This is a genomic window from Catellatospora sp. NPDC049133 (assembly GCF_040648455.1).
Taxonomy (GTDB): Bacteria; Actinomycetota; Actinomycetes; order Mycobacteriales; family Micromonosporaceae; genus Catellatospora; species Catellatospora aurea.
Window position 1 is genome coordinate 50,620 of the sequence record NZ_JBEZDT010000027.1, and the last position, 25,229, is coordinate 75,848.

Below are 25,229 nucleotides of genomic sequence, written 5' to 3' on the forward strand. Positions count from 1 at the left end.
CCGGGCCCGCATCGGTGGGGCGGCGGCCGAGCCGGAACCGGGCCGCCGGGCAGGTGCCCGGGATTAGGCTGGAGGTCGGTCCGCGGCAGGCGGCGTGGCATGGCGGGATGTGATGGCTCCCCGGCTCGGTAAAGGTGTCATCGAGGACGTGGCGCAGGTCGCGGCCGGCTGCGACTCGGTGGCGCGTGCCTGCAACGCCGCGGTGTCGGTGCTGCACGGCCACACCGGCGCGGCCGTCGACGTGCTGCTGCTCGGTCCGGGCCAGCTGTCGGTGGTCGCGTTCAGCGGCGCCTGGCAGGCCCCGGCGGCGGTGCCGAGCCACTACGGCGTCGTCGGCCACGTGCTGGCCACGGGCCGCCCGGCGGCGATCGACGACGCCTCGATCGCGTACTCGGGCCTGCACGCCGGACGTCCCGTCGGCTCCGTGGTCTGCGCCCCGCTCAGCGAGCGGCCCGACCCGCCCATCGGCGTGGTCAACATCGAGTTCGACCACGTCGTCACCGACCCGGTGCTGTGGGCGGAGGAGCTGGCCGAGGTCGGCCTGCGGCTGCGGCGGCGCATCGACGAACTGGGCGGCCTGCCCGCCGAGTCCCGGGCGGAGCTGCTGCTGCGGCACACCCTCATGTTCGCCACCGCGCACAGCGGCGTGCAGCTGGCCGAGATGGCCTGCCGCGCCGCGGTCGAACTCACCGGCCTGGGCGGCGCGACGGTGCTCACGCGGCGCGCCACCCCGCGTGGCGAGCCGCAGCACCCGCTCCGCCAGACCGCCGTGCACACCGCCGCCGGGGCATCCGACCTGCCGACCCGCGTCGCCGAGCTGCCGCCCGACGTGCTGTCGGCGCTCGTGGACGCGGTGTGCCGGCACGGGGCCTCCCACACCCTCGGCGACCCGTCCGGCGAGGACGTACGCGGGTTCGAACCGCTCGTGCAGGCGGGTGTCCGCACGCTGCTCGCCTTCCCCGTACGCGGAACAGCCCCTGATCCGCGGCTGGAGGTGGCGATGCTGGTCATGGACGAGCTGCAGGTGCGCGTCGACGCGGGCACGGTCACCGTGCTGGAGCTGCTCATGGCCAACGCCGCCGAGTGCTACGACCGGCTCGGGGCGCTGCACCAGATGCAGGCCCTGGCCGAGACCGACCCGCTGACGGGGCTGCGTCACGTCGGCCCGTTCACCGAGCGGCTCGCCGCCGCGCGGGCCGGCCGCACCGCGCTGCTGGTCATCGACGTGGACAACTTCAAACAGGTCAACGACCGGCTCGGGCACGCCGCGGGCGACCGGCTGCTCGTGGACCTGGCCACGGGCATGCGCGACTGCCTGCGCCAGCGCGACGAGCTGTTCCGGGTCGGCGGCGACGAGTTCGTCGCGGTCCTGGAGGTACGCGACGACGCCGAGGCGATCCGGGTCGCCGACCGGCTGGTCGCCGCGGCCCGGGACAGCGGCAGCGCGGTCAGCGTCGGGGTGGCGCTGCGCCGCCCCGACGAGCCCGCCGAGGCCACGCTGCGCCGCGCCGACCTGGCCATGTACACGGCCAAACAGGACCCGCAGTACGCGGTGTGGCCCGCCGAGTGACCGGCGCGAGCACCGCCGACCGTGGAGACTGGACGCATGCCCGGCATACCGTCCCCGACGTTCTACCACCGCTGGCTCGGCTGGCACGCCCCCGCGCTGCGGCGCGCGGCCGTCGTCGCCTGCCTCGGGCTGCTGGCGGGGGCGGGGCTGGCGATGGCCACGACCTGGGAGCTGGCCGCGATCGGCGGCTGGAACGTGATGGCGCTGACCTTCCTGATCGCGACCTGGCCGATGATTCTCCGGGCGAACGGCGCTGCCACCCGCAAGCTCGCGGTACGGGAGGACGAGACCCGCGGCTCCGCCACGCTGCTGCTGCTCGCCGCCAGCGTGGCCAGCCTGACCGGGGTGTTCGTCGCGCTGCGCCTGGCCGGGCTGTCCAGCGGCTCGCTGCGCGGGCTGTACGTCGTGATCGCCGGGTCGACGGTGCTGGTCTCGTGGGTCGTGGTCAACACGGTGTTCACGCTGCGCTACGCGCACCTGTACTTCCGCTCGCCGGGCGGCGCGATCCAGTTCGGCTCGGAGCAGTCCGACCAGCCCGACTACCGCGACTTCGCGTACGTTGCGTTCACCATCGGGATGACGTACCAGGTGTCGGACACGACGTTGCGCGACCGGCGGGTGCGGCGGACCGTGCTGGTGCACGCGCTGGTGGCGTACCTGTTCGGGGTGGTCATCGTGGCGGGCGCCATCAACCTCATCGCCGGCCTGGTCCGCTGACCACCCCGGCGGTCAGCCCCAGATCGCCGTCGCCCACTCCGGGTGGTCGATGAACGGGTTGCGGTTGCCCTGCCAGCTGTCGAAGATGACCTGGTTGCGGCGCTTCTCGAAGGCGTCCGGCGGGTCCTGCAGGTTCCACTGCAGCAGGACCGACAGCTTGCCGATGTACGGCACCGAACCGTTGCTGGTCGAGTTGTTCAGCTCCAGGTTCGGCCAGCCGTCCTCCCCCTCGTACCGGATGGCCATGTACATCAGCATCCGGGCGACGTCGCCCTTGACCGCGTTGCGCGGCTCCCACGAGTCGGTGTCGGTGTAGTTGCCGGGCGCCTCGCCCACCGCGGAGCCGCCGAGGTCGAAGTCCTTGTTGCCGCGGGTGGAGTTGACCGTCACGTCCTCGGGCCGCAGGTGGTGCAGGTCGGTGCCGGGTCCGGTCGCGGTGCCGAAGTCGCCGTGCGACTGCGCCCAGACGTGCTCGCGGTTCCAGTCGTTCACCCCGCCGCCGTTGGTGGTCTTGCTCTGCGAGCGCCCGCTGTAGATGAGGATGACGTTGTTGGCGTTGTTGGGGTCCTGGTCGGTGGCTTTGAGCCCGTCCCACACCTGCGCGTACGTGATCTTCGTCTGCACCTTGATGATGTTGTGCAGCGCGGTGCGCAGCGCCGGGCCGGTCTTGCCGAGCGCGCTCGCGTAGTACGTCGGGTCGTACGGTCCGCTCGACGTGCTGGGCGCGGGCGACGGGGTCGAGCCGCCGCCGAGGCTCATCGCGGTCGGGTCCTTGAGCCCGCCGTGGGAGAAGTACGCCGTCAGCGTCCCGGTGACGGTCACCTGCCGGCCCATCAGCCCGGGGTTGCTCTGCAGCCCGAAGGCACTGCGGTAGGCGGCGGTGACCTGCACGTACAGCATGCGTGAGGTGCTCGACTCGGCGGCCGAGTCGGCGATGGCGATCGCGGTGTCGCCGGTGAACCCGGACTTGATCACCGTGTTCGTCGCGGTGGGCTGCCCGACGATGTAGCCGAGCACGGTCGCGGTGCGTCCGTCCTGTGCGGACAGTGCGGCCACCACTGTCAGCGGGGCCGCCGCCGAAGCCGACATGGTGGCGACGCCCGTGGCGACGGCGACCGCGGCGGCCAGCGCGGCGACGAGCCGCTTGCCGCCGACGGAAGTCAGCTTCGACATATTCATGGCCAGAATGCTATGGGTCGCGGCGCACGGGCAGAAGAGCCGAGCTGTCGCATCAAGACAGTTCACTCTCCCGGAACGCGTTCGCACTGGTCCGGGATCCATTCCAGTTTGGTCATAGCGTGATGAGGGGCCCACCCGCTGCGGTGACGCCCCCTTGGTTGGCGAAGAGAGTGGGCGAGGATCCGGTGGTCCTGCTGGAGAAGCCGCACCGGCTCAAGCAGGCCGGCGCGTTGAGCGACGCGGAGTACGAGGCTCAGAAGGCGCGCATCCTGGGCGCGTGACGCCGCCGTCTCCCGCCGCTCGCCCGGCGACGACGGCGATCAGGCCCGCGGTCGGCCTGTCGCGGAGACAATGGTGCCGGAGGGGAGTGATCGTGTCGATCGGGCAGGGAACGCTGCGGGTGACGCTGGCCCACCCGCACCTCACTCGGGTGTACCGGACGAGCACGCCGCGGTTGTGCATCGACGGGGTGGACCAGCTCATCCAGAGCTGGGGCACCCACACCGTGTCCGTCGCCGCCGGTCCGCACCGGGTCGGGGTGCGGGTGGTCCACAGGAACGGCGAGCCCTTCGGCCAGGCCGAGGCGAGCGCCGTCGTCGAGCTGGGCGCGCAGACGGTCGTGGAGTACCGCGCGCCCCGCTTCCGCCGCCACGGCAGGATCATGATCGTCAGACCGGTGTCGCCGCCTTGACGCCACGAGCGGTGATCACCATGGTCACGGTTCGAGGAGGTCGGGCTTCGGGCCGTACACCGGGCCGCGGCTTCGTCGGGCCAGCCACAGCCGCCAGGCATAGGGCGGGTGGGTGGTCGACGGCCAGGCGGTCGACGTGAAGGTACGTTTCACCCACGACGCCATCTGACCAGGACCGTGGAGCGTCACCGCGATGTGGTCGCTGCCGAGTTCGGCCGTCCAGTTGTTCACCACCCGGTGCAGGAGGATGCTCGCGGCGGCGACGCCCCAGATCCATGGCGTGAAGGTGAGGACGGCGGGCAGGATGAGGCTGCGCTCCAGCCATCGGGCGGCCACGCCCCGGGCCGGGTCGTGGCGCAGCAGGTGGGCGAGTTCGTGGGCGATCACGTAGCCGGACTCGGCGGGCCGGTGGAAGACCTCCCGCGAGACGCCGATGCGCGCCCAGGAGCCGATGCGGATCGCGTGGTCGTCGAGGCGGTAGTCGTTGCGAAGCCAGATCGCGAAGTCGGTGATGCCCCAGGTGGCCACCAGCGCCGTCAGCTCCGGCGGGCACGGCGCCACGCCGACGCCGGCGGGCGTCGAGCGGCGCGTCCACCGCAGGCGGATGGCGTGCACCAGCAAGACCGGCAGCAGGATGACGGCGGTCAGACCGATGACGAGTTCCGGGCCGAGCGACGGGGGGCTCGCCGCGACGAGCAGCGCCAGGGTGCCCAGATACCAGAGCATGGTGACGAGGCCCGACAGCAGGTGGATCCGTGGCCTCGGCCAGGCGAGGCCGGCCTGATGGACGAGCATCGCCCGGAATTCGTCCGAAAGCTCCAGGTCAGGCTCGGGAAGCGATGGCACGTGGTTCGCGGTCACCGCCAGTTCGATCACGGCGAAGTCGGCGCCCAGAGCTCGCATGATCTGCGCCGCCGCGCATTCCGGCCGGCGGGCCATCGCCAGCACGAGGTGCCCGGTGCGCAGCACGCCGTCGTGCTTGAGCCGATGAGAGTGCCCGAAGGCCGCGTCGAGCAACGCCTTCGCCTCGGCGGTGTAGGGCACCGCGCCCTTGCGTTCGGCCGGGTGGCTCGGCGGACGGCGGGACTGCAGCTCGCCGCGTACCGCCTCGAAGGTGATGCCCTGCTGCGCCAGTGCCCGGATCGCGGCGTCGGCGTGGTCGGTGAGCAGGCCGAGGAGCAGTGTGCCGCTGTCGAGGCTGTCGTAACGCAGGCCGCGTGCCGCCTGCTGCGCCATCACCAGCGCCTGTCGCGCCTCCTCGGTCAACCGGTTGAGCATGGCCCCTCCCCTGGGTCCCGCGCATCCTGCCACAGTCGCGAAAGGCCGGGGGGTAGGCGTGGGCCGGCCACCGTCACCGGTGGCCGGCCCGCGACGCGACTACTTGGCGTCGGTCAGGTCGACGATGGCCCGGGCAGCGCGGAAGTACGGGCTGCGGCCCAGCTCGCCGATCGTCTTGACGCCCAGCGCGTCCTTGATCGCGGCGGCGGCACGCTCGCTCACACCCGCGAGCGCGGCGACCGGCGCGTTGACGATCTCCTCCAGGGGCTTGTCCTGGTACTCCTTGTCCAGCAGCTTGGCGAGGTCGGCGGAAACCGGCATGGCAACTCCTTCGTCGTCAGTGGTCCGATGGGGAGCCGGACCCACCCCGAGATCCTTTCACCACCGTCGCGGGCGCTGCCGATCGGCCCGGAACGGATGGCGCACCGCGGTGCAAGGCGATGCGACGCAACCCCTTGACCTGCCGAAACGGCAGACAGCCACGATCTGACAAGCGTCTATGCAGCAGAATCCGGGACCACACCATGCCAGAATCGAACTCAGGAGGGAGGTTCATATGTATGCGACCGTACGTCGTTACGAAGGAGTGACCGACCCCCGTGAGGCGGCACGACGCGTGGCGGAGGGGTTCGTCCCGATCATCAGCGCCGTTCCGGGTCTGCTCGCCTACTACTGGGTCGATGCCGGAAACGGCGTGATGGTGTCGACGAGCGTCTTCGCGAGCCGGGACGGCGCGGACGAGTCGAACCGGATGGCGGCGGACTGGGTGAAGGACAACCTGGCGGCGCTGCTGCCGAACCCGCCCCAGATCAGCGCTGGGGAGGTCGTGGCTCACCGGGCGCAGTGAGCTCGGGGGCCGGATACCCGACGTCCAGCCTGGCGAGTCTCGCCTGCGCGTCGGCGAGCAGTGCCCGCAGCCGGTCGGTTTCCGCCTTGGCCTGCTCGCGCTCGCCGGCGACGATGCGCTCCGCGGCGGCGTACGCCTCGGGGACCTCCAGCGCGCCCACGGTACGCAGCGCCGCGGCCGTGTCGAGCTCGCGCGGCGCGGCCAGCTCAGTCCGCCCTCGGGTCGCCAGGAGCCGCCAGGTCCCGTCGGCGTATGCCAGCGTCACCGTCAACGGCGGCACCGTCTCCGGCACGTCGAACGCGGTGCTGGTGTCGTCGAGCTGCTTCCACGTCCGATACCCGAACACCGGGCTCAGCGTCGCGGCCAGCAGCACCAGTCCGCACACCACCAAGCCGGCGGTCAGCCCCACCCCCTGCGCCAGCCAACCGCCGACCAGGCTCCCGACCGGCAGTCCCGCGTACGCGAACGCCGCCGCCAGCCCGAACACCCGTGCCTGGTAGGCCACCGGCACCCGCTGGTACAGCACCGCCCCGATGATCGGGTTCACCGCCGCCAGCCCGACGCCCGACAGGAACAGCACCGTCACCACCACGGGCAACTCGTCGGCGAACGCCAGCACCAGCATCCGCGGCGCACCGCCGACCAGGTATCCCGCCGTCAGCGTCAGATACCGGGGCAGCCGCTTCGCCATCGCGGTGAACGCGACGTTGCCGACCACCGCCCCCAGCGCGAACGACCCGAACACCACGCCCAGCCCGGCCGGTGTGCCCAGCCGCTGGCTGACCCACAGCGGCACGAACACCACCTGGTGCGCCTGCGTGGCCAGGTTGCTGACGAACAGCATCACCAGCACGCCCAGGATCAGCCGGTCGTGCCTGAGGTAGCCGAACCCGCCCCGCAGCGACTCCAGGTACGGCTCGCGCGGGGCGGGTTCGTCCGATGCGACCGCCGGCGGCGGCATCCGCACCAGCGCCGCGACGATCAGCCCCGACGCCGCGAACGTGGCCGCGTCCACGCCCATCACGGTCAGCGGGTCCGTCCACGCGATGAGCAGCCCGCCGACCGGCGCCCCGATCAGCGTGGTCAACCGGCCGATGCCGTCGTACAGTCCGGTGATCCGGGTCGTCTCAGCCCCCGCCTGCTTGATCATCGGCCGCAGCAGCACGGCCCGCGCCCGGTCGCTGAGCCCGCGCAGCCCGCCCGCGACGGCGACGAGCGCCAGCAGCGCCGCGAACCCGAGGTCGCGGTAGCCGAGCACGAGGCCCATCAGCGCGACGGCGCTGAGCAGGTCGGCGTCGACGGTGACCCGCCACGCGCCGAGCCGGTCGATCCACGGCGCGCCGAGCACGCCGACGGCCACGTACGGCACCATCTCGGCGGCGGCGACCAGGCCCATCATGGTGGGGCTGCCGGTCTCGACGAGCACGAGCCACGGCAGCGCCACGAAGGTCATCTTCGTGCCGACCTGCGAGATCGTCTCGGCGAGCAGGACGCCGACGAGGCCGCCGCGGCGGCGCGGGACGGCCTCGGCGGTCACGCCGTCGCCGGGGCCGTGGCCAGGTAACGGGCCCGCAGCTCCTTCTTGTCGATCTTGCCCATGGCGGTCAGTGGCAGGCTGTCGACGAATTCGACGGTGCGTGGCGCCCACATCTCGTTGAGCTCGCCGATGACGAAGTCACGCACCTCGTCGGGGGTGACGCCGGAGCCGGGTTCGACGACGGCGTACGCGTGCACGGCCTCGCCGGTGTCGTCGGCCGGCACGCCGATGACGGCCGCCGCGCGGACCTGCGGGTGCGCGACGAGCGCGTCCTCGACGGGGCGGGTGTAGATGTTCGTGGACCCGTACCCGGTGATGATCATGTCTTTGAGGCGGTCGACCAGGAACAGGTAGCCGTCGGCGTCGAGGCGGCCGACGTCGCCGGTGCGCAGCCAGCCGCCGGACAGGGTCTGCGCGGTCAGGCCGGGCTCACCGAAGTAGCCGTCCATCATCAGGCTGCCGCTGATCCACACCTCGCCGGTCTCCCCGGCGGGCAGGACACTGCCGTCGGCGGCGCGGATCTCGACCCGCATGTCGCCGAACGGCAGCCCGCAGGAGCCGAGCCGTTCCGGGTGCGCGGGGTCGACGGTGAGGTTGGGCTGGGCGGTGATGAAAGGCGCCTCGGTCATGCCGTACACCGGGCGCAGGACCGGCCCGAAGCGCTCGACGGCCTGGGCGAGCCGGGCGGGCGCGGCGGCGCTGCCGCCACACGAGATCATCTGCAGGGTGCTGGTGTCGGTGTCGGCCAGGCGCGGGTCGTCGAGCAGCTGGTAGAGCAGCGGCGGCGGGAGCAGGATGCTGGTGATCCGGTCCTGGGCGATCGCGTCGAGGAACGGCTGCGTGTCGTACCGGTCGTGCATGACCAGGGTGCCGCCGGTGAACAGCGTCATCAGCACCGGCACCTGCGCGCTGACGTGCCAGAACGCCGACACGGCGAGGTGGCGCAGGTGGTGCCCGCCGGAGGCGGTCCAGTGGTCGGAGAACAGCATCAGGGTCCGGAAGAACGAGTGCCGGTGCAGCACCAGCTTCGGCGTGCCGGTGGTGCCGCCGGTCTGGAACAGCGAGTGCGGCTCGGCGTCCGGGCCGTCCCGGCCGATCGGCGGCTCGTCGGACAGCGGGCGGGCGAGCAGGTCGGGCCCGAGCCCACCGCCGCCGAAGCACAGCACCGACAGGTGCGGCACCTCGGCCAGCAGCTCGCGGCCGAGCTGGTCGTGGGTGCGGGCGTCGTAGACGAACACGTCCGCCTCGGCCAGGCGCAGGAACTCGACCCGGTGCCGGTGCGGCGCCGACGGGATCATCCACACCGAACGGCAGCCCAGCAGATGCAGACCCAGCTGCAGGAAGATCGCCTCGTGCGGGTTGCCGACCAGGATCGCCACCGACGTGCCCGCGTGCACCCCCTGCTCGTGCAGGGCGTTCGCCATGGTCAGCACCGCGGTGCGCAGCTCCTGATAGGTCAGGGTGCGGCCGGGGGCGCGGATGGCCTCGGCGTCTGAGTAACCGGCGAACTGGTCCAGCGCACGCCACACATAACTGCGGGCTGCCACGTCGTTGTCCACAGCCGAGGCCCCTTCTGAGAGGTCAGAAAGGTCACACTAGCGGCGGTGAGTCAGCGCGTCTAGATCTTTCGATGTCACGGCGACGACAGCTCGGAGCCGGTGGCCCGATCGACCGGGCGGCCGACGAGCGCGGCGAAGTCGGCCTCGTTGCGTTCGGCGAGCCGGGTGTAGACCAGGCCGGCCCCGGCGAGGAACGGAAACGACACGACGCCCAGCAGCAGCCAGGGCAGCGGCATCCCGGCCACGGACACGTGCGTGCCGGCGGGCCACAGGCTGAACAGCAGCGGCAGCCCGCCGAGCGCGACCGCGACGACCGCGGCCAGCCGCAGCGCTAGGCCGAGCTGCACCCGCATCAGTTCCCGCACCAGCGCGTCGCCCATCGGCGTCTGCTCGACCAGCTCGTCGTGCGCCCCGGGGCGCGGCCGGACGCGGCGGTGCGCGGCGAGGTCGACCCGTACCCGATCACCCACGGCAGCCACGCTACAACCGCGATGTTTCGGATTCGCGCTGCGTCTGCGGGGTGTGCAGGGTCTCCGGCGCGTGCAGGCGCAGCAGCATCGCGCCGACCGCCCCGGGCACCCGCCGCCGGGTCGCCAGCGACACCGACACCATCACCGCGAACGCCAGCGGCACCGTCCACGCGGCGGGCTGCGCCAGCAGGTCCGCGGCCAGGCCCGGCGCGGGCGGCAGGAAGATCGTCCACAGTACGGCGACGACGGCACTGCCGCCCCCGGCCAGGATGCCCGCGGCCGCACCCGCCGCGGTCAGCCCCCGCCACCAGATGCCGAGCACCAGCATCGGGCAGAAACTCGACGCGGCCACGGCGAACGCCAGCCCGACGACCTGCGACACGTTCAGCCCGTGCACCGCCAGCGCCAGGCCCATCGGCACCGCGCCCGCGAACAGCGCCGCGGCCCGGAACAGCGGCAGCGGCCCCCAGACGGCCAGCCGCCCCCGCCCCAGCACGTCGTTGGCGAGCACCCCGGCGACGCTGGTGAGCAGCCCGTTCGAGGTGGACAGGAAGGCGGCGAACGCGCCCGCCGCGACCAGCGCGCCGAGCACGTCGGCAGCCAGACCCGGCCCGAGCGCGGCCGCCGGAAGCAGCAGCACGACCGTGTCGTTGCGCCCGGTGGCCAGCTCGGGCGTGTAGACCCGGCCGAGCACCCCGTACACGGTCGGGAACAGGTAGAACAGCCCCACGAGGCCGAGCACGATGGTGGTGGTGCGCCGGGCAGAGCCGCCGTCGGGGTTGGTGTAGAACCGGGCCAGCACGTGCGGCAAGCCCATGGTGCCCAGGAACGTCGCCAGGATCAGCGAGTACGTGGCGACCATGCCGCCGGACGGGGCCAGCCACGCGTCGTCGACCGGGATCGCCGGCCTCCCGTCGTCGTCCCACCGGGCCAGCAGGAAGAACGCGGGCACCGCGATCGCCGTCAGCTTCAGCCAGTACTGGAACGCCTGCACGTACGTCGCCGAGCGCATCCCGCCGAACGCGACGTTGCCGGTCACCACCGCCCCGACCAGCACCACCCCGACCCAGCTCGGCGCACCGGTCACGATCCGGAACGTGAGCCCCGCGCCCTGCAACTGCGGCAGCAGGTAGAACCACCCGATGAACAGCACGAACGCCGTCGCCAGCCGCCGCAGCCGGGGCGAGGCGAGCCGCGCCTCGCAGAAGTCCGGCAGCGTGAACGCCCCCGACCGCCGCAGCGGCGCGGCCACGAACAGCAGCAGCGCCAGATACCCCGCCGCGAACCCGACCGGATACCAGAGCATCTGCGCGCCGTACGCCAGGATCAGCCCCGCGACCCCGAGGAAGCTCGCCGCCGACAGGTACTCCCCGCCGATGGCTGCCGCGTTCTGCGTCGGACTCACCATGCGCGACGCCACGAGCAGATCCGACGTGCCCCGCACCAGCCGTATCCCCCACGCGCCGATGGCGACCGTCGCCACGGTGACGGTCGCGATCGCGAACAGCGCATAGGCATTCACAGCCGCATGATCCTACCGACCCCCACCCCAACCCACCAGCTCCGGAACGAAGGAAGGGCACCTTACAAACCAGATACGTAGAGGAAGGGCACCTTCTTAACGCTGCGGCCGTTTGAGCTGCGGGTATGCCGGGATCAAGAGGAAAGGCGGGTGCGTAGCCAGCGCAGCGTGGCCTCGCCCTGAGCGCGCTGGAAGGCGCGGACCGTCGGCAGGCCGGGCGGTGGGGGTTGGCGGCAGGCGTCGAGGAAGTAGCCGGTCATCCCGGCCAGCAGCGCGGTCACCTCGGCCGGGTCCGCGCCGAGCGGCACGGCGTACGCGGTCAGCAGCGCGTCGACGTCGTGGCCGCCGAACAGGTTCACGTTCACCATGAGCATCGCGGTGTCCAGCCAGGCCGGGCCGACACACGCCCACGGCCAGTCGACCACGGTGACCGCGCCGTCCGGGCCAACCAGCAGGTTGTCGGCGCGCAGGTCGGTGTGCGCGACGGTGTCGCCCGCCAGTGCCGCCACCCCCGCGGCCCCGAGTGCGACCAGTTCCGGCAGGCGCGCCGCGGCCCACGGGTCGAGGTCGTCGGGCCGGTCGGCCGCGAGCCGCTCCCAGCCGGACAGGTCCTTGCCCAGCGATACCGCCGCCGTCGGCAACTCGGGCATCGGGCACGGGGTCGTGCCGTCGGCCAGCATCCGCAGCGTGCCGAGCACGGCGTCGAGTTCGGCCGCCGTCCACGGGGTGACCGGGTGCCTGCCTTCGACGTCCTGCAGCACCAGCGCGACCCATTCACCGTCGTCATGCCAGCCGAGCAGGCGCGGAGCGGGTATGCCCGCGGGCAGCGCCCCGGCGACCAGCGCCTCCCGACGCAGCAGCTGCACCGAGCGCTCGTTCTGCGCAGGGCTGACGGCCTTCACGAAGGCCCGGCCGCCGGACGCGGTGCGCACCCGGTCGGCGGTGCCGGGCGAGAACCCGCCGCGCTGCGAGTACGCGGACACGACTCGGTCGCCGAGGATCGACTCCACCCGCGCCTGAACGTGCTCCGGCACGTCCGCCCAGCCGATACGCACTCCGCTCGCCACCACCATCGCTGGATCGTCGCATCGGCGAGTCCACGGCCGCAGCCCGTTATCCCTCGGTCGGTGGACGGCGGCTGATCACCTCTCAAGATCACTCGACTTGCCAGGCATACGGGCGTATCGCGGTCCAAGATACGCACGGGTGCCCGGCAAGTCGGATGATCGAGCGGGCGTCGGGCCGGGGGTGGAGCGCGGCGGCGGGGCGTGGCACGATCGCTGCCATGTACCCCGCGCTGGGCGCCGCCGCCGTGGCGGCCGTCATCGCCGCGACCGCGGTGGTGATGATGCGCGGGCGGCGCCGAGTCGTCACCCCGGAGGAGCGCGCCACGTACCAGGTGCTGCACCTGGCGACGCTGGCCAGCGAGCCGCTGCGGCAGGGCCTGCGCGACGAGACGGCCGCCGCCGCGCTGCGGCACCTGCGCACCCTGGTCGGCGCGGCCGGGCTGGCACTGGCCGACGGCAGCGGTTTCCTGGCCCACGACGGCGCGGGCGGCCACCACCGCGAGGCGCTGCTGGCCGCGGCGCAGCGGGCCCTGTCCAGCGGCCGGCCGGTGCTGCTGCGGCCCCAGGAGCTGACGTGCGTGCGCCTGGACTGCCCGGTGCGCGGTGCGGTCGCCGCCCCGGTCTCCAAACCCGACGGGGGTACGGGTGCGGCGCTGATCGCCGTCACCGAGGCGCGACCCACGCCCGGCCTGGTCCGCGTGGTCCTCGAAACCGCGCACTGGGCCGGGCTGCAACTGGAACTGGCCGAACTGCAGGAGGAGCGGGCCCGGTCCGCCCGCGCCGAGGTGCGGGCGCTGCGGGCGCAGATCAGCCCGCACTTCGTCTACAACGCGCTGACCGCGATCGCCTCGTTCGTCCGCACCGACCCCGAGCGGGCCCGCGAGCTGATCCTGGAGTTCGCCGAGTTCACCCGCTACTCCTTCCGCGCGCACGGCGAGTTCACCACCCTGGCCGAGGAGCTGCGCTCGATCGACCGCTACCTGACCATCGAACGCGCACGCTTCGGCGAACGCCTCCAGGTGCGGCTGCGGGTCGCGCCCGAGGTGCTGCCGGTGGAGGTGCCGTTCCTGTGCCTGCAGCCGCTGGTGGAGAACGCGGTCCGGCACGGGCTGCACCCCAAGCCCGGGGTGGGCACGATCCGGATCATCGCCGCGGACGCGGGCGCGGACTGCGAGATCATCGTGGAGGACGACGGCGTGGGCATGGACCCGGCGGTGCTGCTCGACGGCGACGGCACCGCCGACGGCGACGGCGGCCAGCACGTCGGCCTGGGCAACGTCGACGACCGGCTGCGCGCGGTGTTCGGCGACGCGTACGGCCTGGTCGTCGAGACCGCGCCGCAGGCCGGCACCCGGGTCAGCCTGCGCATCCCGAAGTTCCGCGGCGGTGCCGTGATGAGCGAGCCGACGATCGCGCCGGGCGGCCGGCCCGCCGGCGGGCGCGACGGGAGGCGGACATGACCGGCCGGCCCGCGACTCCGCCGCGGCTGCGGGTGCTGGCCGTCGACGACGAGCCCCCGGCCCTCGACGAACTGCTCTACCTGCTGCGCAACGACCCGCGTGTCGAGTACGTGCACAGCGCCGCCGACGCCGCCGAAGCCCTGCGGGTGCTGCACGAGAACGACGTCGACGTGGCGTTCCTCGACATCCGAATGCCCGGCTTGGACGGCATGGACCTGGCCCGGGTCCTGCAACGATTCGCCCGCTCCCCCGCCGTCGTCTTCGTCACCGCGTACGACGACCGGGCCGCCGACGCCTTCGACCTGGGCGTGGTCGACTACGTGCGCAAGCCGGTGCGCGCCGAGCGCATCGCCGAATCGCTGCGCCGGGTGCTGTCCGAACGCGCCGCCGTCGAGGACCGGCCCGCCGCGCCGCCCGAGGCCACCCCCGCGGGCGGGGACCCGATGATCCCGGTGGAGCTGGGCGGCGTGGTGCGGCTGCTGCCCCGCTCGTCGGTGTGCTGGGTGGAGGCGCAGGGCGACTACGCCCGCCTGCACACCACCGACGGCTCGCACCTGGTGCGCGTGTCGCTGACCCAGCTCGAGGAGCGCTGGACCGACGCCGGTTTCCTGCGCATCCACCGCTCCTACCTGGTACGCCTGGACCTGGTCACCGAGCTGCGCCTGACCGGTTCCGGCTACGTCGTCTCCGTCGGCGGGCACCAGTTGCCGGTGGCCCGCCGGCATACCCGCGTGCTCAAGGACCGCCTCATCCGCCCGGCCAAGCAGCACTGGGGCTGACAGTTCGCGGCAGTGCCGCGCGCCGCCCGACGATCGGGTCGCCGAACCCGCCTGCTCGTCGCGCACCGTCGAGGTGCGCCAGTCCATTCGGATGACCGGTTTATAGATCACCGGCGGCATCGCCGAAGCTCCGATCATCCGTATTGTTGCGCGATGGGCGAGGCCGGAAATGGTGCAGCCCAGATCCGCAGGATCGACGTGTGGCCTACGCGGAGATCGATCTCGAATGGTGACGCGAAAGGGACGGCAATGGATCCTCGCGAGCTTGGGCTCGGACGTCTGAAGGACGTGGCCGGTGCGGCCGGACGCAAGCTCGCCGACAGCACCAGCGCCGCACGGCAGCGTGTCGCCGAGGTCGCCGGCGATGCCCAGGACAAGGCGAAGCAATCCGCCGAGCAGGTGAAGGCCAAGGTCGTGGAGGTCAAGGACGGCCTGGCGGCGCGTACGGCACGCGGCCGCGACACTCCCGCCGACCTGTCCGCCCTCAGCGTCGACGCGAAGCTGCTCTATTGCCGGGTATTGGTGAGCCTGGCGCTGGTCGACTCCCTACTCGACCCGCGCGAGATCGCGAATCTGTACCTGTTCGCATCGACGATCGGCTTGGCCGGCGAAGCGCGATCGGAGCTGCGCGCGGAAATCACCGGGGCGCAACGCGACGCGGCGCGCGACGCGGCATTCACCGACATCACGGTGGAGCTGTCCCGGCAATTGCACGACCTGCTCGAAGAGGAGCAGCGTGAGCCGATCTTCACTTTGCTGGTGCGCGATCTGGTGCGGATCTCGCGCGCCGACAGGCACGCCGCGGACGTCGAGCGTGAGCGCATCGCGCTGGTGGCAGGACTCGTGTTCCCGGGGTCTGCGGACAAGGTCGTGCAGGCGACCGAACGGCTCGTGACCACCGAGGAGGAGTTCGCCTCCGGCAAGATCACGACCAGCCAGCTGGAGACCACCACCAAGGACATCGCGGCGAAGGCGGCCGCGTTCGGCGCCCCGATCACCGCCATCAGCCTCGCCGGCAGCGTGTCCGGTCTGAGCGGGGCGGGGATCACCTCGGGCCTGGCAGCCCTGGGATTCGGCGGCCTGCTGGGCCTGAGCGCGATGGCCACCGGGATCGGCACGGTGGTGATCCTCGGGGTCGCGGTGCACCAGGGCGCGCGTTACGTGCTGTCCGTCAACGAACGTGAGCGCGAGAAGCGGCGCGAGCACCTGATCCAGCAGGTCATCAAGAACCACCAGCAGGCGATGGCCGAGCTCACCGACGACATCGCGGGGCTCGCGCACCGGATGGAGGCGTCCCTCGCCCAGACCACGAGGAACGAGGAGCGGCTCCTCGTGCTCCGAGCCGAACTGGCCGCCTTCCAGCTGGCCCTGACGAATCTGCAGACCAGCCAGGACGCATTCGAGCGGCGGGAGCCGCTGCGTGTCGGGTGACCAGCTTTCGGCCGCTGCCGCGGTCGTGGCATACCAGGACGTCACGCTGACCGAGCTGCGCAGCCTGTTCGACCAGGTGGACTTCGACCTCAGGGATGTCCTCGAACGGGAACGCCGCGTCAGCGACTCCCTGGATTCGGTCGAATCCGAGTTCGACGCGGTGCGCGCCCAGCTCCGGGCGATGGGCATCGCCGTACCGGCCCAGCCGAGCCCCGTGACACCCGCGATCGTCGAGGCACCGGGCCGTCCCCGTTACGCCGTGCCCATCGTCCCCGATGACGGCGACTTCGATCAGCTCGTCACGCTTGCCCAAGCCCGGCTGGACCTGCTGGGCGTCGATCTGACCCGCGACCCGCTCCAACAGGTCCTGCCCGCGAGCCGGCTGGCAAGCAGCCTGCGCCGCTATGCCGAGGAACACGGCGACATCAGCTGGGACGAGGCCGACTGGGCGGTCGTCCTGACCGCCGGCTTCCTGGCGACCCTCCTCGACATCGTCCTCGTCCGCATCCCCAAGGACATGAAGTTCCTCGACAAGGAGCAGACGGGATCGCCGCTCACCAAGTGGCTCCAGGACAAGGAACGCGCAGACGCCATTCACCAGCGCTTCTTCAAGAAGTTCGAGAAGCTGGCCAAGGTGCCCTACGACGCCGCTCACACCAAGGCGACCGGAGATCTGGTCAGCGGCATGAGCACGCGTACCCACCGGCTCCAGAGCCTGGGCCACGACCCGCTGCTGGGTTTCATCTTCGGCGTGGCGGATCTGATGCATGGCACCGGCACCTACATCGACAAGTTCGGCAAACTGATCCAGGTCCCCGACGTCGCCGACCCGATCGGCCCGATCAGCGCCTTCCTCAAACAGGCGCGTCATCTGCTCTCGGACGTCTACACCCCCGCCGGCCTGCCTCCCCCGCTGTTCAGCCTGCTCCAGCTCGGCCAGATCGGCTCCCCGTTCGCGTTGAGCACCTCCGGCGAGAAGCTGCCCTGGACCGACGTCGCCCGCTGGATGTACCGGAACGGCTACGACCTGCGCCATTTCTTCACCATGGGCATCACGCCCGGCGTCGTGTCCGCGGTCATCCGCGGGTACTGGCTCCTCAGAAGCTACGCCACCGGTGGCAGCGCGGCGCAGCGGAAGCTGGAGCACGCCAAACTCACGTCGATGCTGCTGCTCGGGCACACGATCGCCACCTCGGGAACGCTGCTCAAGACCGGCCTGGTGTTCGGCATGAACCCGGCGGCCCTCAACTACAACCAGATCCTCGCCATGGCGCCCGCCACCATGGCCTGGTTCAAGGAGGCCGTCGCTCGCGACCACCGCATCAACAAGGCCCTGGAGAAGGAGTGGGAGCTGCTCCTCGCCGAACCCGCCGGGCAACAGTGATCACCCCCTAGCGCCATGACGTGAGCACCGGTGGGCCCAACCCTCGCTGACCCCCAAGATCGCGACGATCTTGCGTGAACTGTTGAAATATTTCCGTTACGGGCGTGTCATACCCACAGTTCATGCAAGATCGTCGCGATCTCAGTCATCGATCGAGCCGCAGCGGCTTCTCGAGAAAGCTCGGGTGGAGCGTGGTGGCGTCGCGTTGTAGGGTGCCATCCATGAGCGGGGAGGTACGGGCCGATCCCGTCGAGCTGGCGCGGGTCGCGCAGTCCTGTCTGGACGGTTCGCAGGATCTCGCGGCGGCGCTGCGCGCCGTCAGGGCCGACGCGGTGCTGTCCACGTCCGACTTCGGCAACGTGTCGAACGCCGGCAAGCAGACCGAGGCCTACCACGGCGTCGAGGGCAGCGCGGGCACGGCGACGGAGCGGCTGGTCACGGTGCTCGAGGTGGACAACGAGAGCCTGCTCCGGGTGGCCTTCGCCTACCAGCAGGCGGACGAGGAAGCCGAGCGCAAGCTGCGGCAGAAACACCGCAACATTCCGATCTGACCAGGGGGAGGTCGCCGATGGGGATTCCACCGGAGGACCAGGAGCACTTCCCGCCGATCACGGCGGCCGAATCGACCTGGAAGCTGCACGCCAACCCGGGGCGGATCGACAGCGCCGCGTCGGCGTGGCGGCGGTTCGCCAAGTCGGCCACGGCTCTCGGCGACGACATCGACGCCGACGCCAAGAAGCTGGTCGGCTCCCAGTGGTCGGGCCCGGCCCGCGACAGCTACGTCAACCACAAGACGAAGCTGACGGCCGGCGTGGACGCGCTGCAGGCGAACGCGGACAAGCTCGCCGGCCAGCTCGAGGGCGTCGCCGATCTGCTGCGGCGCTACCAGGGGCTGCTCGACGCCGAGTACGACAAGGTGCGGTTCCGGGATGTCGCCGGCACGTTCTACCCCCGCAGCGAGCAGGAGCAGAAGCTGATCAACGGCGCCGTCGCCGAGGCCGCGACGCTGCGCAAGGAGCTGGAGCAGGCGCTCGCCCAGCAACTCAGCGGCTTCGACAAGTCGGGCTGGGACGCCGTCGCCGCCGACTGGGGCGCGATCGCGACGGGCACCACCGACCCGTTCACGCTTCCCGCGGAGGCGACCGACGGCGTTTCGGTGATCATGGTGGACGGCCGGGCGGTCGTGAACACCGGCACCGGAAACGACGACGTCAAGGTCAGGATCGACCCGAAGACCGGCGACGTCATCGTCTCGGTCAACGGCGCGGACTACTGGTACCCGCCGGGCACCCCGGTCACCGTCCGCGGCGGTGAGGGCAACGACACCATCGAGGTGCCGAAGGGCTCCAACATCCGCGTGACGCTGCTGGGCGGCGCGGGCGACGACACCATCCGCGGCGGTGACGGCGCCGAGCAGATCTTCGGCGGGCGCGGGACGGACGACCTCTACGGCGGCCGCAACGACGACTACGTCTCCGGCGGCGCCGGCATCGACTACATCGACGGCCAGGACGGCAATGACGTGCTGTCCGGCGGCGCGGGCCAGGACACGCTGTACGGCCTGGGCGGTGACGACCAACTGTCCGGCGGCGAGGACGACGACTACCTCGAAGGCGCGAAGGGTAACGACTCGCTGCACGGCGGCGCGGGCAACGATGTCGTGTCCGGTGGCCACGGCGACGACAAGCTCGCCGGAGGCACCGGCGACGACGTCTACTACGGCGGGCACGGCAAGGACAGCATCACCGCGGGCGGCGGCCGGGACACCGCGTACCGGCAGGACGAGGACACCGTCGACGGCGTGGCCGCCGACGTCAAGGTGGAGATCAGCGACAAGGCGCAGTTCATCAAGATCGAGGGCTCCGACGAGTTCAAGGAGCGGGTGCTCGCCGACCTCGACATGTACCGCGCCTCGCCGACCGGCCAGCAGATGCTGGACAACCTCCAGGACAAGCGCGACCCGAACTTCTGGCTCGGCGAGAACACGCTGACCATCAAGGAGCTCGACGACGAGAACGGCTACGCCAGCGAGGGCCACAAACTCGCCAACTCGGACTCGGTCATCCAGTACAACCCTGCCTTCACCTTCGACGCCGAGCGCGGCCGACCGTCGGTGGTGCTCTACCACGAGCTCGGGCACGTGTACGACTACTGGAACGACACCTTCGAATCCGACCTGATCGCGGGCGGGCCGGACGACGGCATCAGGAAGGGCGAGCGGCAGGCGACAGGACTGCCCTTCGACCACGACGACGACTCCTCGACGCCGGACCAGCTCGACCCCGACCACCCGATCCAGTACACCGAGAACGGGCTGCGCCGGGAGATGGGCATGCGCGAGCGCGACACCTACGCCACCTACTCCGGGGACGGCTGGTGACGGGACCGCGCCGTGTCGCCGGGCTGCTGCTCGTCACCGCGGCGCTGGCCGCCTGCTCGGGTGACCCGGACCTGGATCTGACGGCGCGGACCTCGGTCGCGGGCGGCGACGTCGCGGTCGAGTACACGCTGGCCAACCGGTCCGATACGCCGATGGTGGTCTACGACGGGGGTTGGACCGATCCGGAGCGGCCCGGGTGGTCGCGAGGGCCGGTGGAGGTCAGTGTCCGCGAGGACGGGGTGATCGAGCTGTCGAAGCGCATCATCCACCCCTGCCAGACCCCGGACACCAGCGACTGCGGCGGCGTACGCGTGCCCACCGTGCGGATTCGCGGCTCCGTGGTCGAACCGGGTGCCGACAGGTCGGACAGTTTCCGGGTGCCGCTCCAGGTGGAGCCCGATCATCCGGCGTCCGCCCAGGGCACGCCGATCGCGCTGAGCGGCCGGACCGTGGTCTTCTGCGTCGGGTTCACCGAGGTGACCGACGACGACCCGCCCGCGGCCGACGGGCTCTACCCGCCCGCCAGCCCGCAGACCGTCGTCTGCGGCGAGCCGTTCACGGTGCCGTGAGATCGCGGTGACGCGCCGGGCGGCACGTCACCGCTGACGGGCCGGGACCGGTGGCCGTGCTGTGGCGCGGCTGGACGGCGGCTGGCACACTCGCGGCGTGCGCCGCTTTCACCTGTTCTTCGCCGCCGCCGTCGGGCTGGACCTCACCGCGGTGGCGCTGATCCTGTTGGCTTTCGCCGATCACGCGGGCACGTCCATCCCGCCGCAGGACGCAACCCCCGCCGTGGCTGCGGCACACGCGGCCGCCGTCGAGCAGACTTCCGCGCAGCTGCTCCAAGCCGTCATCGCCAGCGCGGTGCTCGGCTTCGTCGCGACGCTGTTCATCGTGCTGGGGACGCGTGCGCGGCGGCGCGAACGCGAGGCGGCGGCCGACAGCGTGGGGACCGTGCTGCAGCGTCAGTGAGCGCCCGCCCTCGCCGCTCGGATCCGCTCCACTCCAGCAGACCCGTGACGCCGCCTCGGCGACCTTGCCGAGGCGGCGTCGGGCCGGGCACCCGGACCGACCGGGGTCAGCCGGTCGGGTGCCCCGTCCAGGTCAGGCGCGCTTGGTGAACGTGGAGCGCGCCCACAGGTAGCCGACTAGCGCGATCGCCACGCACCAGGCGACGGCGACGGCCGCGTCGGTGGTGTCGGGTGCGCTGTTGAGCAGCCCGCGCATGGTCTCGATGATCGGCGTGAACGGCTGGTACTCGGCGAACTGCCGCAGGCCGGGGCCCATCTTCTCGGCCGGGACGATCGCGCTGCTGAAGAACGGCAGCATGACCAGCGGCACGGCGGCCATGCCCGCGGTCTCCGGCGACTTCGCCGACAGCCCCAGCGCGACCGTGAACCAGCCCGCCGCGAACGCGAGCAGCACGGCGACCCCGGCCACGCCGAGCCAGTCCAGCGGGCTCGCCGCCGGGCTGAAGCCGAGCAGGAACGCGACCCCGACCAGGGCCGCGATGGCGATCAGGTTGGTGAGCACGCTGGCCACGACGTGACCGGTCAGCACCGCGCCGCGGGACACGTCCATGACCTTGAAGCGGTTGATGATGCCCTTGGTCATGTCCGAGTTCACCGACGTCGCGGTGCCGCCCAGCCCGTAGCAGACGGCCAGCAGCATCAGGCCCGGTGTCGCGTAGTCGATGTAGTCGACCCCGACGTCGAAGGCGTCGCCGAACATGTACACGAACATCAGCATGATGATGATCGGCATCAGCACGGCGTTGAACACCGACGTCGGATTCCTGGTGATGTGCTTGAAGTTGCGGCGCAGCATGACCAGCGACTGCGGTTTGGCGCTCATTTCGCGTCCTCCGCGGTGTGGCCCGTCAGGGCGAGGAAGACGTCATCGAGGTCCGGGGTGTGCACGGTGCACTCCTCGGCGCTGAGGGAGTGGTCGTCGAGGCGGTCCAGCAGGACTCGCAGCGACTTGGTGCCGCCGTCGCCGGGCACCCGCAGGGCCAGGGCTTCGTCGTCGCGGGTCGCGTCGGGGAAGGCCCGCGCGGCGGCGTCGAGTTCGGTGACGGTGGTGAACCGCAGCCGGATGTGGGTGCCGGGGATCTGGCGCTTGAGCTCGTCGGGCGTGCCCTGGGCGACCAGGCGGCCCTGGTCGAGCACCGCGACGCGGTCGGCGAGCTGGTCGGCCTCCTCCAGGTACTGCGTGGTGAGGAAGACGGTGACACCGTCGGCGACCAGGTCCCGCACGATCGACCACATCGTGCGGCGGCTGCGCGGGTCCAGGCCGGTGGTCGGCTCGTCGAGGAAGATGATGCTCGGGTTGCCGACCAGGGTCATCGCCAGGTCGAGCTTGCGGCGCATACCGCCGGAGTAGGTCGCGGCGGGCTTGTCCGCCGACTCCGCCAGCTCGAACCGCTCCAGCAGCTCCGCGACGATCCGCTCGCCGTCGCCGTTGACCGCACGGTGGAGGTCCGCCATGAGCCGCAGGTTCTCCTGCCCGGTCAGCAGTTCGTCCACGGCGGCGAACTGGCCGGTGACGCCGATCGCGGCGCGCACCGCCTTGGCCTCGGTGGCGATGTCGTGGCCGGCGACGCGGACCGTGCCGCCGTCGGCCCGCATCAGCGTGGTCAGCACGTTGACCGTGGTGGTCTTGCCCGCCCCGTTCGGGCCGAGCAGCGAGAACACCGTGCCCGCACCGACCTCGAAGCCGATGCCTTCGAGCACGACCTTGTCCTGGTACGCCTTTCGCAGTCCCGAGGCCTCGATCGCCGGGGTGGTCATGCGGTCACCTCCGATGCGGCCGGAGCGGCGTCGAGCGCTGCGATGATCTTGTTGGTCATGTCGGACACGGTGGGGCTGGGCCCACCACGCCGGACGGCCGCTTCGAGGGCGACGACGACCGTACGGCGGAAGTTGCCGGCCTCGGCCGGAGCCTGCTTCTCCAGCAGGCGCATCGCCTCCGTCAGCGCGGGCAGCACCCGGTCGGCGATCTCGGCCACCGACTTGCCGCCCAGGTCGACGCCGCCGGACTTCTCGGCGAGCACGTGCCCGATCAGGCCGGTGGCCGAGGACAGGGCGATGGACCCGTCGGTGGCGATCCGGTGGGGCGAGCCGCCGGCGGCCCCGGCCGCCGACAGCAGCGTGACGGCACCGTACGCGGCGGTCCGCAACGTGAGTTTGTCCTGGTCAGAGAAAGTGATGGACATGGGGGTGGACTCCTTGGACACATGTGGGAACAGGACTGAGCGCAACAGTTCGATGGGTGGTCGCCTCCATGGCGAGCGGGTCCTGTCCGGAGGACCCCTGGCTCCGGCCGGAGTGCGGCAGATTCGCCGACCTACCTGACTTTTCATCACAAACCTCCCTGTAGTGGCACGGGTTGGCTCCGGGTGGCGCCTGGTCGATGGGGCGGGTCGGCGTCTACGGCAGGGCGAGTTCGTAGAGCCGGGTTCGCCGAAGGTGGCGGAAGCCGAGGTGGCGGTGCAAGGCGAGCAGGCCGGGGTCGTCCTCGCCCGTGCGTGCCTCGATCTCGTCGACGTGCGGGTGGATCTCGCGCAGTCGCTGGATCAGGGCGGCGCTGACCCACAGCCCCAGTCCCTGCCCGCGATGGCCGGCGAGCACGGACGGTCCGTACTGCCGGGCACGGCGCTTCGGCAGCCCGCCCACGGCCGCCACGGCGTACGCCACCAGGCCGCCGTCGGCTTGTGCGGCGCTCAGCACCGTGTTGCCAGGGCGGCTCGGGTGTCGCAGCAGCTCCTCGACCCGGGTCGCGTGGGACAGCTCGCCGGTCCAGTGGCTCAGCCGGTATCCGGGGTGTTCGACATCGACCAGCTCACCCAGCCACGCATGGTGCACATCGCAGTAGGTGAGCAGGTCATGCCGCCTGGATCCGGTGCGCCGGAAGCCGTGCCGGGCACAGAAGGCCTCCCCGGCAGAACCCGCCTCGACCTCGACGACCAGGCGCAGCCGTTCCGCGTGCGCGCCGACGGCGGCCAGCAGCCGCGAGCCGATCCCGCGCCGCCGCCACTGCGGCTCCACGTACAGGCTCAGCTCTACGGCATCCGGCTCCGACGGCTGTGGGCCGTGCTCGAACGAGATGATCGGACGCAATCCGGCCACCCCGGCCACCAAGCCGGGTGGTGCCACGGCCTGCCACCGCGCGATCCCGGGATGGTCCGGTACCGCCACGATGTCGATCAAGCGTTCGCTCATGGCATCACGATCGCTCAGCCGTCCACGGCCGAACAACGCCGAAGAACGCACCGCCGCATAAGCCATTGGTTATCGTTCGACGGCGAGCGCCCCTGCGATAGGACAACGCCCGTGCGGCGAACCCTGGCCACGGCCGTAGACTGCCGGATTCGGAAGGCCGGCGACGGGAGGGACAGCCTGGTGGAGCTGCGTGATATCGAGATCTTCCTGACGCTGGCCGAGGAGCTCCATTTCGGGCGCACGGCCGAGCGCCTGCACGTGTCCCAGGCGCGGGTGAGCCAGTCGATCAAACAGCAGGAGCGCCGGATCGGTGGCGCCCTGTTCGAGCGGACCAGCCGCAGCGTCCGGCTCACTCCGCTCGGTGAGCGGCTGCGCGACCGGCTCCGCACCGGCTACGCCGAGATCATGTCGGGCATCGACGAGGCCGCCGCCGTAGCGCGCGGGCATACCGGTGTGCTGACGGTCGGCACGATGGCCACCCACTACCAGTCGATCACCGCCGTACTCGACCTGTTCCGGCAGCGGCATCCGCAATGCGAACTGCGCCTGCGCGAGATCCTGCCCACCGACCCGCTCACCGCGCTGCGTGCGGGCCAGGTCGACATCGGCATGCTCTGGCTGCCCATCCGCGAGCCCGACCTGGTCGTCGGGCCGGTGCTGCACACCGAGAAGCTGGTGCTGGCCGTCGCCGCCGGCCATCGGCTGGCCGACCGGGACAGCGTCGAGATGGAGGACCTCGGCGATCATCCGGTGGTGGTTCCGGACGGCCCCATCCCCGGCTACGTGTGGGAAGCGCACACCCCGGCCGTGACACCGGCCGGCCGGCCCGTCCCGCGCGGATTGCTGGTGGCCACCCTGGAGGAGGCCTTCAGGGCGATCGCCGCCGGCGGCGTCGTGTCCCCGATCGGGTCGGACGTGGCCGCCACCCGGCAGCGAGGTGACATCGCCTTCCTGCCCATCACCGACGGACCGGTGATGCGGTACGCCCCGGTGTGGCGCAGTGACGGGGAGACTCCCCTGGTCCGCGCCTTCGTCCAGCTGGCTCGGACCCACCGGCTCTGACGGGCGGCGCCCGATCACCCGCCGCGAGTGGGAGCGCTGCCGTTCGGCGCGCGGGCATGCGCCGCTGGGCGCGTAC

The 25,229-nt window shown here is 71.5% G+C and carries 26 protein-coding genes; 14 read left to right on the forward strand and 12 right to left on the reverse strand.

The window, feature by feature from the left end; all coding sequences use genetic code 11:
• Positions 1–112: 112 nt before the first annotated feature.
• Together AB0B35_RS27905 and AB0B35_RS27910 are read left to right on the forward strand one after the other, a co-directional pair.
• Entirely contained in the window at positions 113–1,570 is a 1,458-nt protein-coding gene (locus AB0B35_RS27905) for a GGDEF domain-containing protein (RefSeq protein ID WP_361050541.1), read from the forward strand.
• 36 nt (positions 1,571–1,606) lie between these two features.
• On the forward strand, positions 1,607–2,287 hold the full coding sequence (locus tag AB0B35_RS27910) for a DUF1345 domain-containing protein (RefSeq protein WP_361050544.1): 681 nt from the start codon (positions 1,607–1,609) through the stop codon (positions 2,285–2,287).
• A 12-nt stretch (positions 2,288–2,299) separates the two neighbouring features.
• On the opposite strand, the gene AB0B35_RS27915 is transcribed toward AB0B35_RS27910, so the two are convergent.
• Positions 2,300–3,466, reverse strand: a complete 1,167-nt coding sequence (locus AB0B35_RS27915; RefSeq protein ID WP_361050547.1) for an endonuclease — start codon at positions 3,464–3,466, stop codon at positions 2,300–2,302.
• A gap of 170 nt (positions 3,467–3,636) precedes the next feature.
• On the opposite strand from AB0B35_RS27915, the gene AB0B35_RS27920 reads away from it, so the two are divergent.
• Positions 3,637–3,747: an SHOCT domain-containing protein gene (locus tag AB0B35_RS27920; protein ID WP_361050550.1), complete on the forward strand. Its 111-nt coding sequence runs from the start codon at positions 3,637–3,639 to the stop codon at positions 3,745–3,747.
• 92 nt (positions 3,748–3,839) lie between these two features.
• A complete protein-coding gene (locus AB0B35_RS27925) occupies positions 3,840–4,157 on the forward strand; it encodes a hypothetical protein (protein ID WP_361050553.1) in 318 nt (105 codons plus the stop codon).
• 24 nt (positions 4,158–4,181) lie between these two features.
• Here the strand turns inward: AB0B35_RS27925 and AB0B35_RS27930 are convergent, their stop codons facing one another.
• Together AB0B35_RS27930 and AB0B35_RS27935 are read right to left on the reverse strand one after the other, a co-directional pair.
• A complete protein-coding gene (locus AB0B35_RS27930; RefSeq protein WP_361050556.1) occupies positions 4,182–5,435 on the reverse strand; it encodes a Clp protease N-terminal domain-containing protein in 1,254 nt (417 codons plus the stop codon).
• Between the two features lie 99 nt (positions 5,436–5,534).
• Positions 5,535–5,756, reverse strand: coding sequence for a hypothetical protein (locus AB0B35_RS27935; protein WP_360534892.1), 222 nt, complete (start codon positions 5,754–5,756; stop codon positions 5,535–5,537).
• 235 nt (positions 5,757–5,991) lie between these two features.
• On the opposite strand from AB0B35_RS27935, the gene AB0B35_RS27940 reads away from it, so the two are divergent.
• A complete protein-coding gene (locus AB0B35_RS27940) occupies positions 5,992–6,282 on the forward strand; it encodes a hypothetical protein (protein ID WP_361050559.1) in 291 nt (96 codons plus the stop codon).
• On the opposite strand, the gene AB0B35_RS27945 is transcribed toward AB0B35_RS27940, so the two are convergent.
• The 5 genes from AB0B35_RS27945 to AB0B35_RS27965 form a co-directional block, all read right to left on the reverse strand.
• The gene (locus tag AB0B35_RS27945; RefSeq protein ID WP_361050562.1) at positions 6,245–7,819 is read right to left on the reverse strand and encodes an MFS transporter; all 1,575 of its coding nucleotides are present in this window, start codon (positions 7,817–7,819) and stop codon (positions 6,245–6,247) included. The two genes, AB0B35_RS27940 and AB0B35_RS27945, sit on opposite strands and share 38 nt — an antisense overlap.
• Entirely contained in the window at positions 7,816–9,378 is a 1,563-nt protein-coding gene (locus tag AB0B35_RS27950) for an AMP-binding protein (RefSeq protein ID WP_361050565.1), read from the reverse strand. The genes AB0B35_RS27945 and AB0B35_RS27950 overlap by 4 nt, the downstream gene beginning before the upstream one ends.
• A gap of 74 nt (positions 9,379–9,452) precedes the next feature.
• Positions 9,453–9,848 carry a hypothetical protein gene (locus tag AB0B35_RS27955; RefSeq protein ID WP_360534900.1) on the reverse strand — a complete coding sequence of 132 codons (396 nt, stop codon included), beginning with the start codon at positions 9,846–9,848 and terminating at the stop codon, positions 9,453–9,455.
• A 10-nt stretch (positions 9,849–9,858) separates the two neighbouring features.
• Positions 9,859–11,370 carry a cation acetate symporter gene (locus AB0B35_RS27960; protein WP_361050568.1) on the reverse strand — a complete coding sequence of 504 codons (1,512 nt, stop codon included), beginning with the start codon at positions 11,368–11,370 and terminating at the stop codon, positions 9,859–9,861.
• 134 nt (positions 11,371–11,504) lie between these two features.
• Positions 11,505–12,443, reverse strand: a complete 939-nt coding sequence (locus AB0B35_RS27965) for an aminoglycoside phosphotransferase family protein (RefSeq protein ID WP_361050571.1) — start codon at positions 12,441–12,443, stop codon at positions 11,505–11,507.
• A gap of 212 nt (positions 12,444–12,655) precedes the next feature.
• Here AB0B35_RS27965 and AB0B35_RS27970 point away from each other — a divergent pair, with 212 nt between their 5' ends.
• From AB0B35_RS27970 to AB0B35_RS28005, 8 genes are all read left to right on the forward strand, one after another.
• Positions 12,656–13,897, forward strand: a complete 1,242-nt coding sequence (locus tag AB0B35_RS27970) for a histidine kinase (RefSeq protein ID WP_361050574.1) — start codon at positions 12,656–12,658, stop codon at positions 13,895–13,897.
• On the forward strand, positions 13,894–14,676 hold the full coding sequence (locus AB0B35_RS27975; protein WP_361050576.1) for a LytTR family DNA-binding domain-containing protein: 783 nt from the start codon (positions 13,894–13,896) through the stop codon (positions 14,674–14,676). Before AB0B35_RS27970 ends, AB0B35_RS27975 begins: the two co-directional genes overlap by 4 nt.
• 153 nt (positions 14,677–14,829) lie before the next feature.
• The gene (locus AB0B35_RS27980) at positions 14,830–16,107 is read left to right on the forward strand and encodes a TerB family tellurite resistance protein (protein ID WP_361050579.1); all 1,278 of its coding nucleotides are present in this window, start codon (positions 14,830–14,832) and stop codon (positions 16,105–16,107) included.
• Positions 16,097–17,491, forward strand: coding sequence for a hypothetical protein (locus tag AB0B35_RS27985; RefSeq protein ID WP_361050581.1), 1,395 nt, complete (start codon positions 16,097–16,099; stop codon positions 17,489–17,491). Before AB0B35_RS27980 ends, AB0B35_RS27985 begins: the two co-directional genes overlap by 11 nt.
• 221 nt (positions 17,492–17,712) lie before the next feature.
• Entirely contained in the window at positions 17,713–18,042 is a 330-nt protein-coding gene (locus AB0B35_RS27990) for a hypothetical protein (RefSeq protein WP_361050584.1), read from the forward strand.
• A 17-nt stretch (positions 18,043–18,059) separates the two neighbouring features.
• Entirely contained in the window at positions 18,060–19,871 is a 1,812-nt protein-coding gene (locus AB0B35_RS27995; RefSeq protein WP_361050587.1) for a M91 family zinc metallopeptidase, read from the forward strand.
• The gene (locus AB0B35_RS28000) at positions 19,868–20,440 is read left to right on the forward strand and encodes a hypothetical protein (RefSeq protein ID WP_361050590.1); all 573 of its coding nucleotides are present in this window, start codon (positions 19,868–19,870) and stop codon (positions 20,438–20,440) included. The genes AB0B35_RS27995 and AB0B35_RS28000 overlap by 4 nt, the downstream gene beginning before the upstream one ends.
• 61 nt (positions 20,441–20,501) lie before the next feature.
• Positions 20,502–20,843 carry a hypothetical protein gene (locus tag AB0B35_RS28005; RefSeq protein WP_361050593.1) on the forward strand — a complete coding sequence of 114 codons (342 nt, stop codon included), beginning with the start codon at positions 20,502–20,504 and terminating at the stop codon, positions 20,841–20,843.
• A 132-nt stretch (positions 20,844–20,975) separates the two neighbouring features.
• On the opposite strand, the gene AB0B35_RS28010 is transcribed toward AB0B35_RS28005, so the two are convergent.
• From AB0B35_RS28010 to AB0B35_RS28025, 4 genes are all read right to left on the reverse strand, one after another.
• On the reverse strand, positions 20,976–21,725 hold the full coding sequence (locus AB0B35_RS28010; protein WP_361050596.1) for an ABC transporter permease: 750 nt from the start codon (positions 21,723–21,725) through the stop codon (positions 20,976–20,978).
• Positions 21,722–22,660 carry an ATP-binding cassette domain-containing protein gene (locus tag AB0B35_RS28015; RefSeq protein WP_361050599.1) on the reverse strand — a complete coding sequence of 313 codons (939 nt, stop codon included), beginning with the start codon at positions 22,658–22,660 and terminating at the stop codon, positions 21,722–21,724. Before AB0B35_RS28015 ends, AB0B35_RS28010 begins: the two co-directional genes overlap by 4 nt.
• Entirely contained in the window at positions 22,657–23,085 is a 429-nt protein-coding gene (locus tag AB0B35_RS28020) for a hypothetical protein (RefSeq protein ID WP_361050602.1), read from the reverse strand. Before AB0B35_RS28020 ends, AB0B35_RS28015 begins: the two co-directional genes overlap by 4 nt.
• A 214-nt stretch (positions 23,086–23,299) precedes the next feature.
• The gene (locus tag AB0B35_RS28025; RefSeq protein WP_361050605.1) at positions 23,300–24,091 is read right to left on the reverse strand and encodes a GNAT family N-acetyltransferase; all 792 of its coding nucleotides are present in this window, start codon (positions 24,089–24,091) and stop codon (positions 23,300–23,302) included.
• A 180-nt stretch (positions 24,092–24,271) separates the two neighbouring features.
• Between AB0B35_RS28025 and AB0B35_RS28030 the strand changes: the two genes are divergently transcribed.
• The gene (locus AB0B35_RS28030) at positions 24,272–25,153 is read left to right on the forward strand and encodes a LysR family transcriptional regulator (protein ID WP_361050608.1); all 882 of its coding nucleotides are present in this window, start codon (positions 24,272–24,274) and stop codon (positions 25,151–25,153) included.
• The last annotated feature ends 76 nt before the right edge of the window (positions 25,154–25,229 follow it).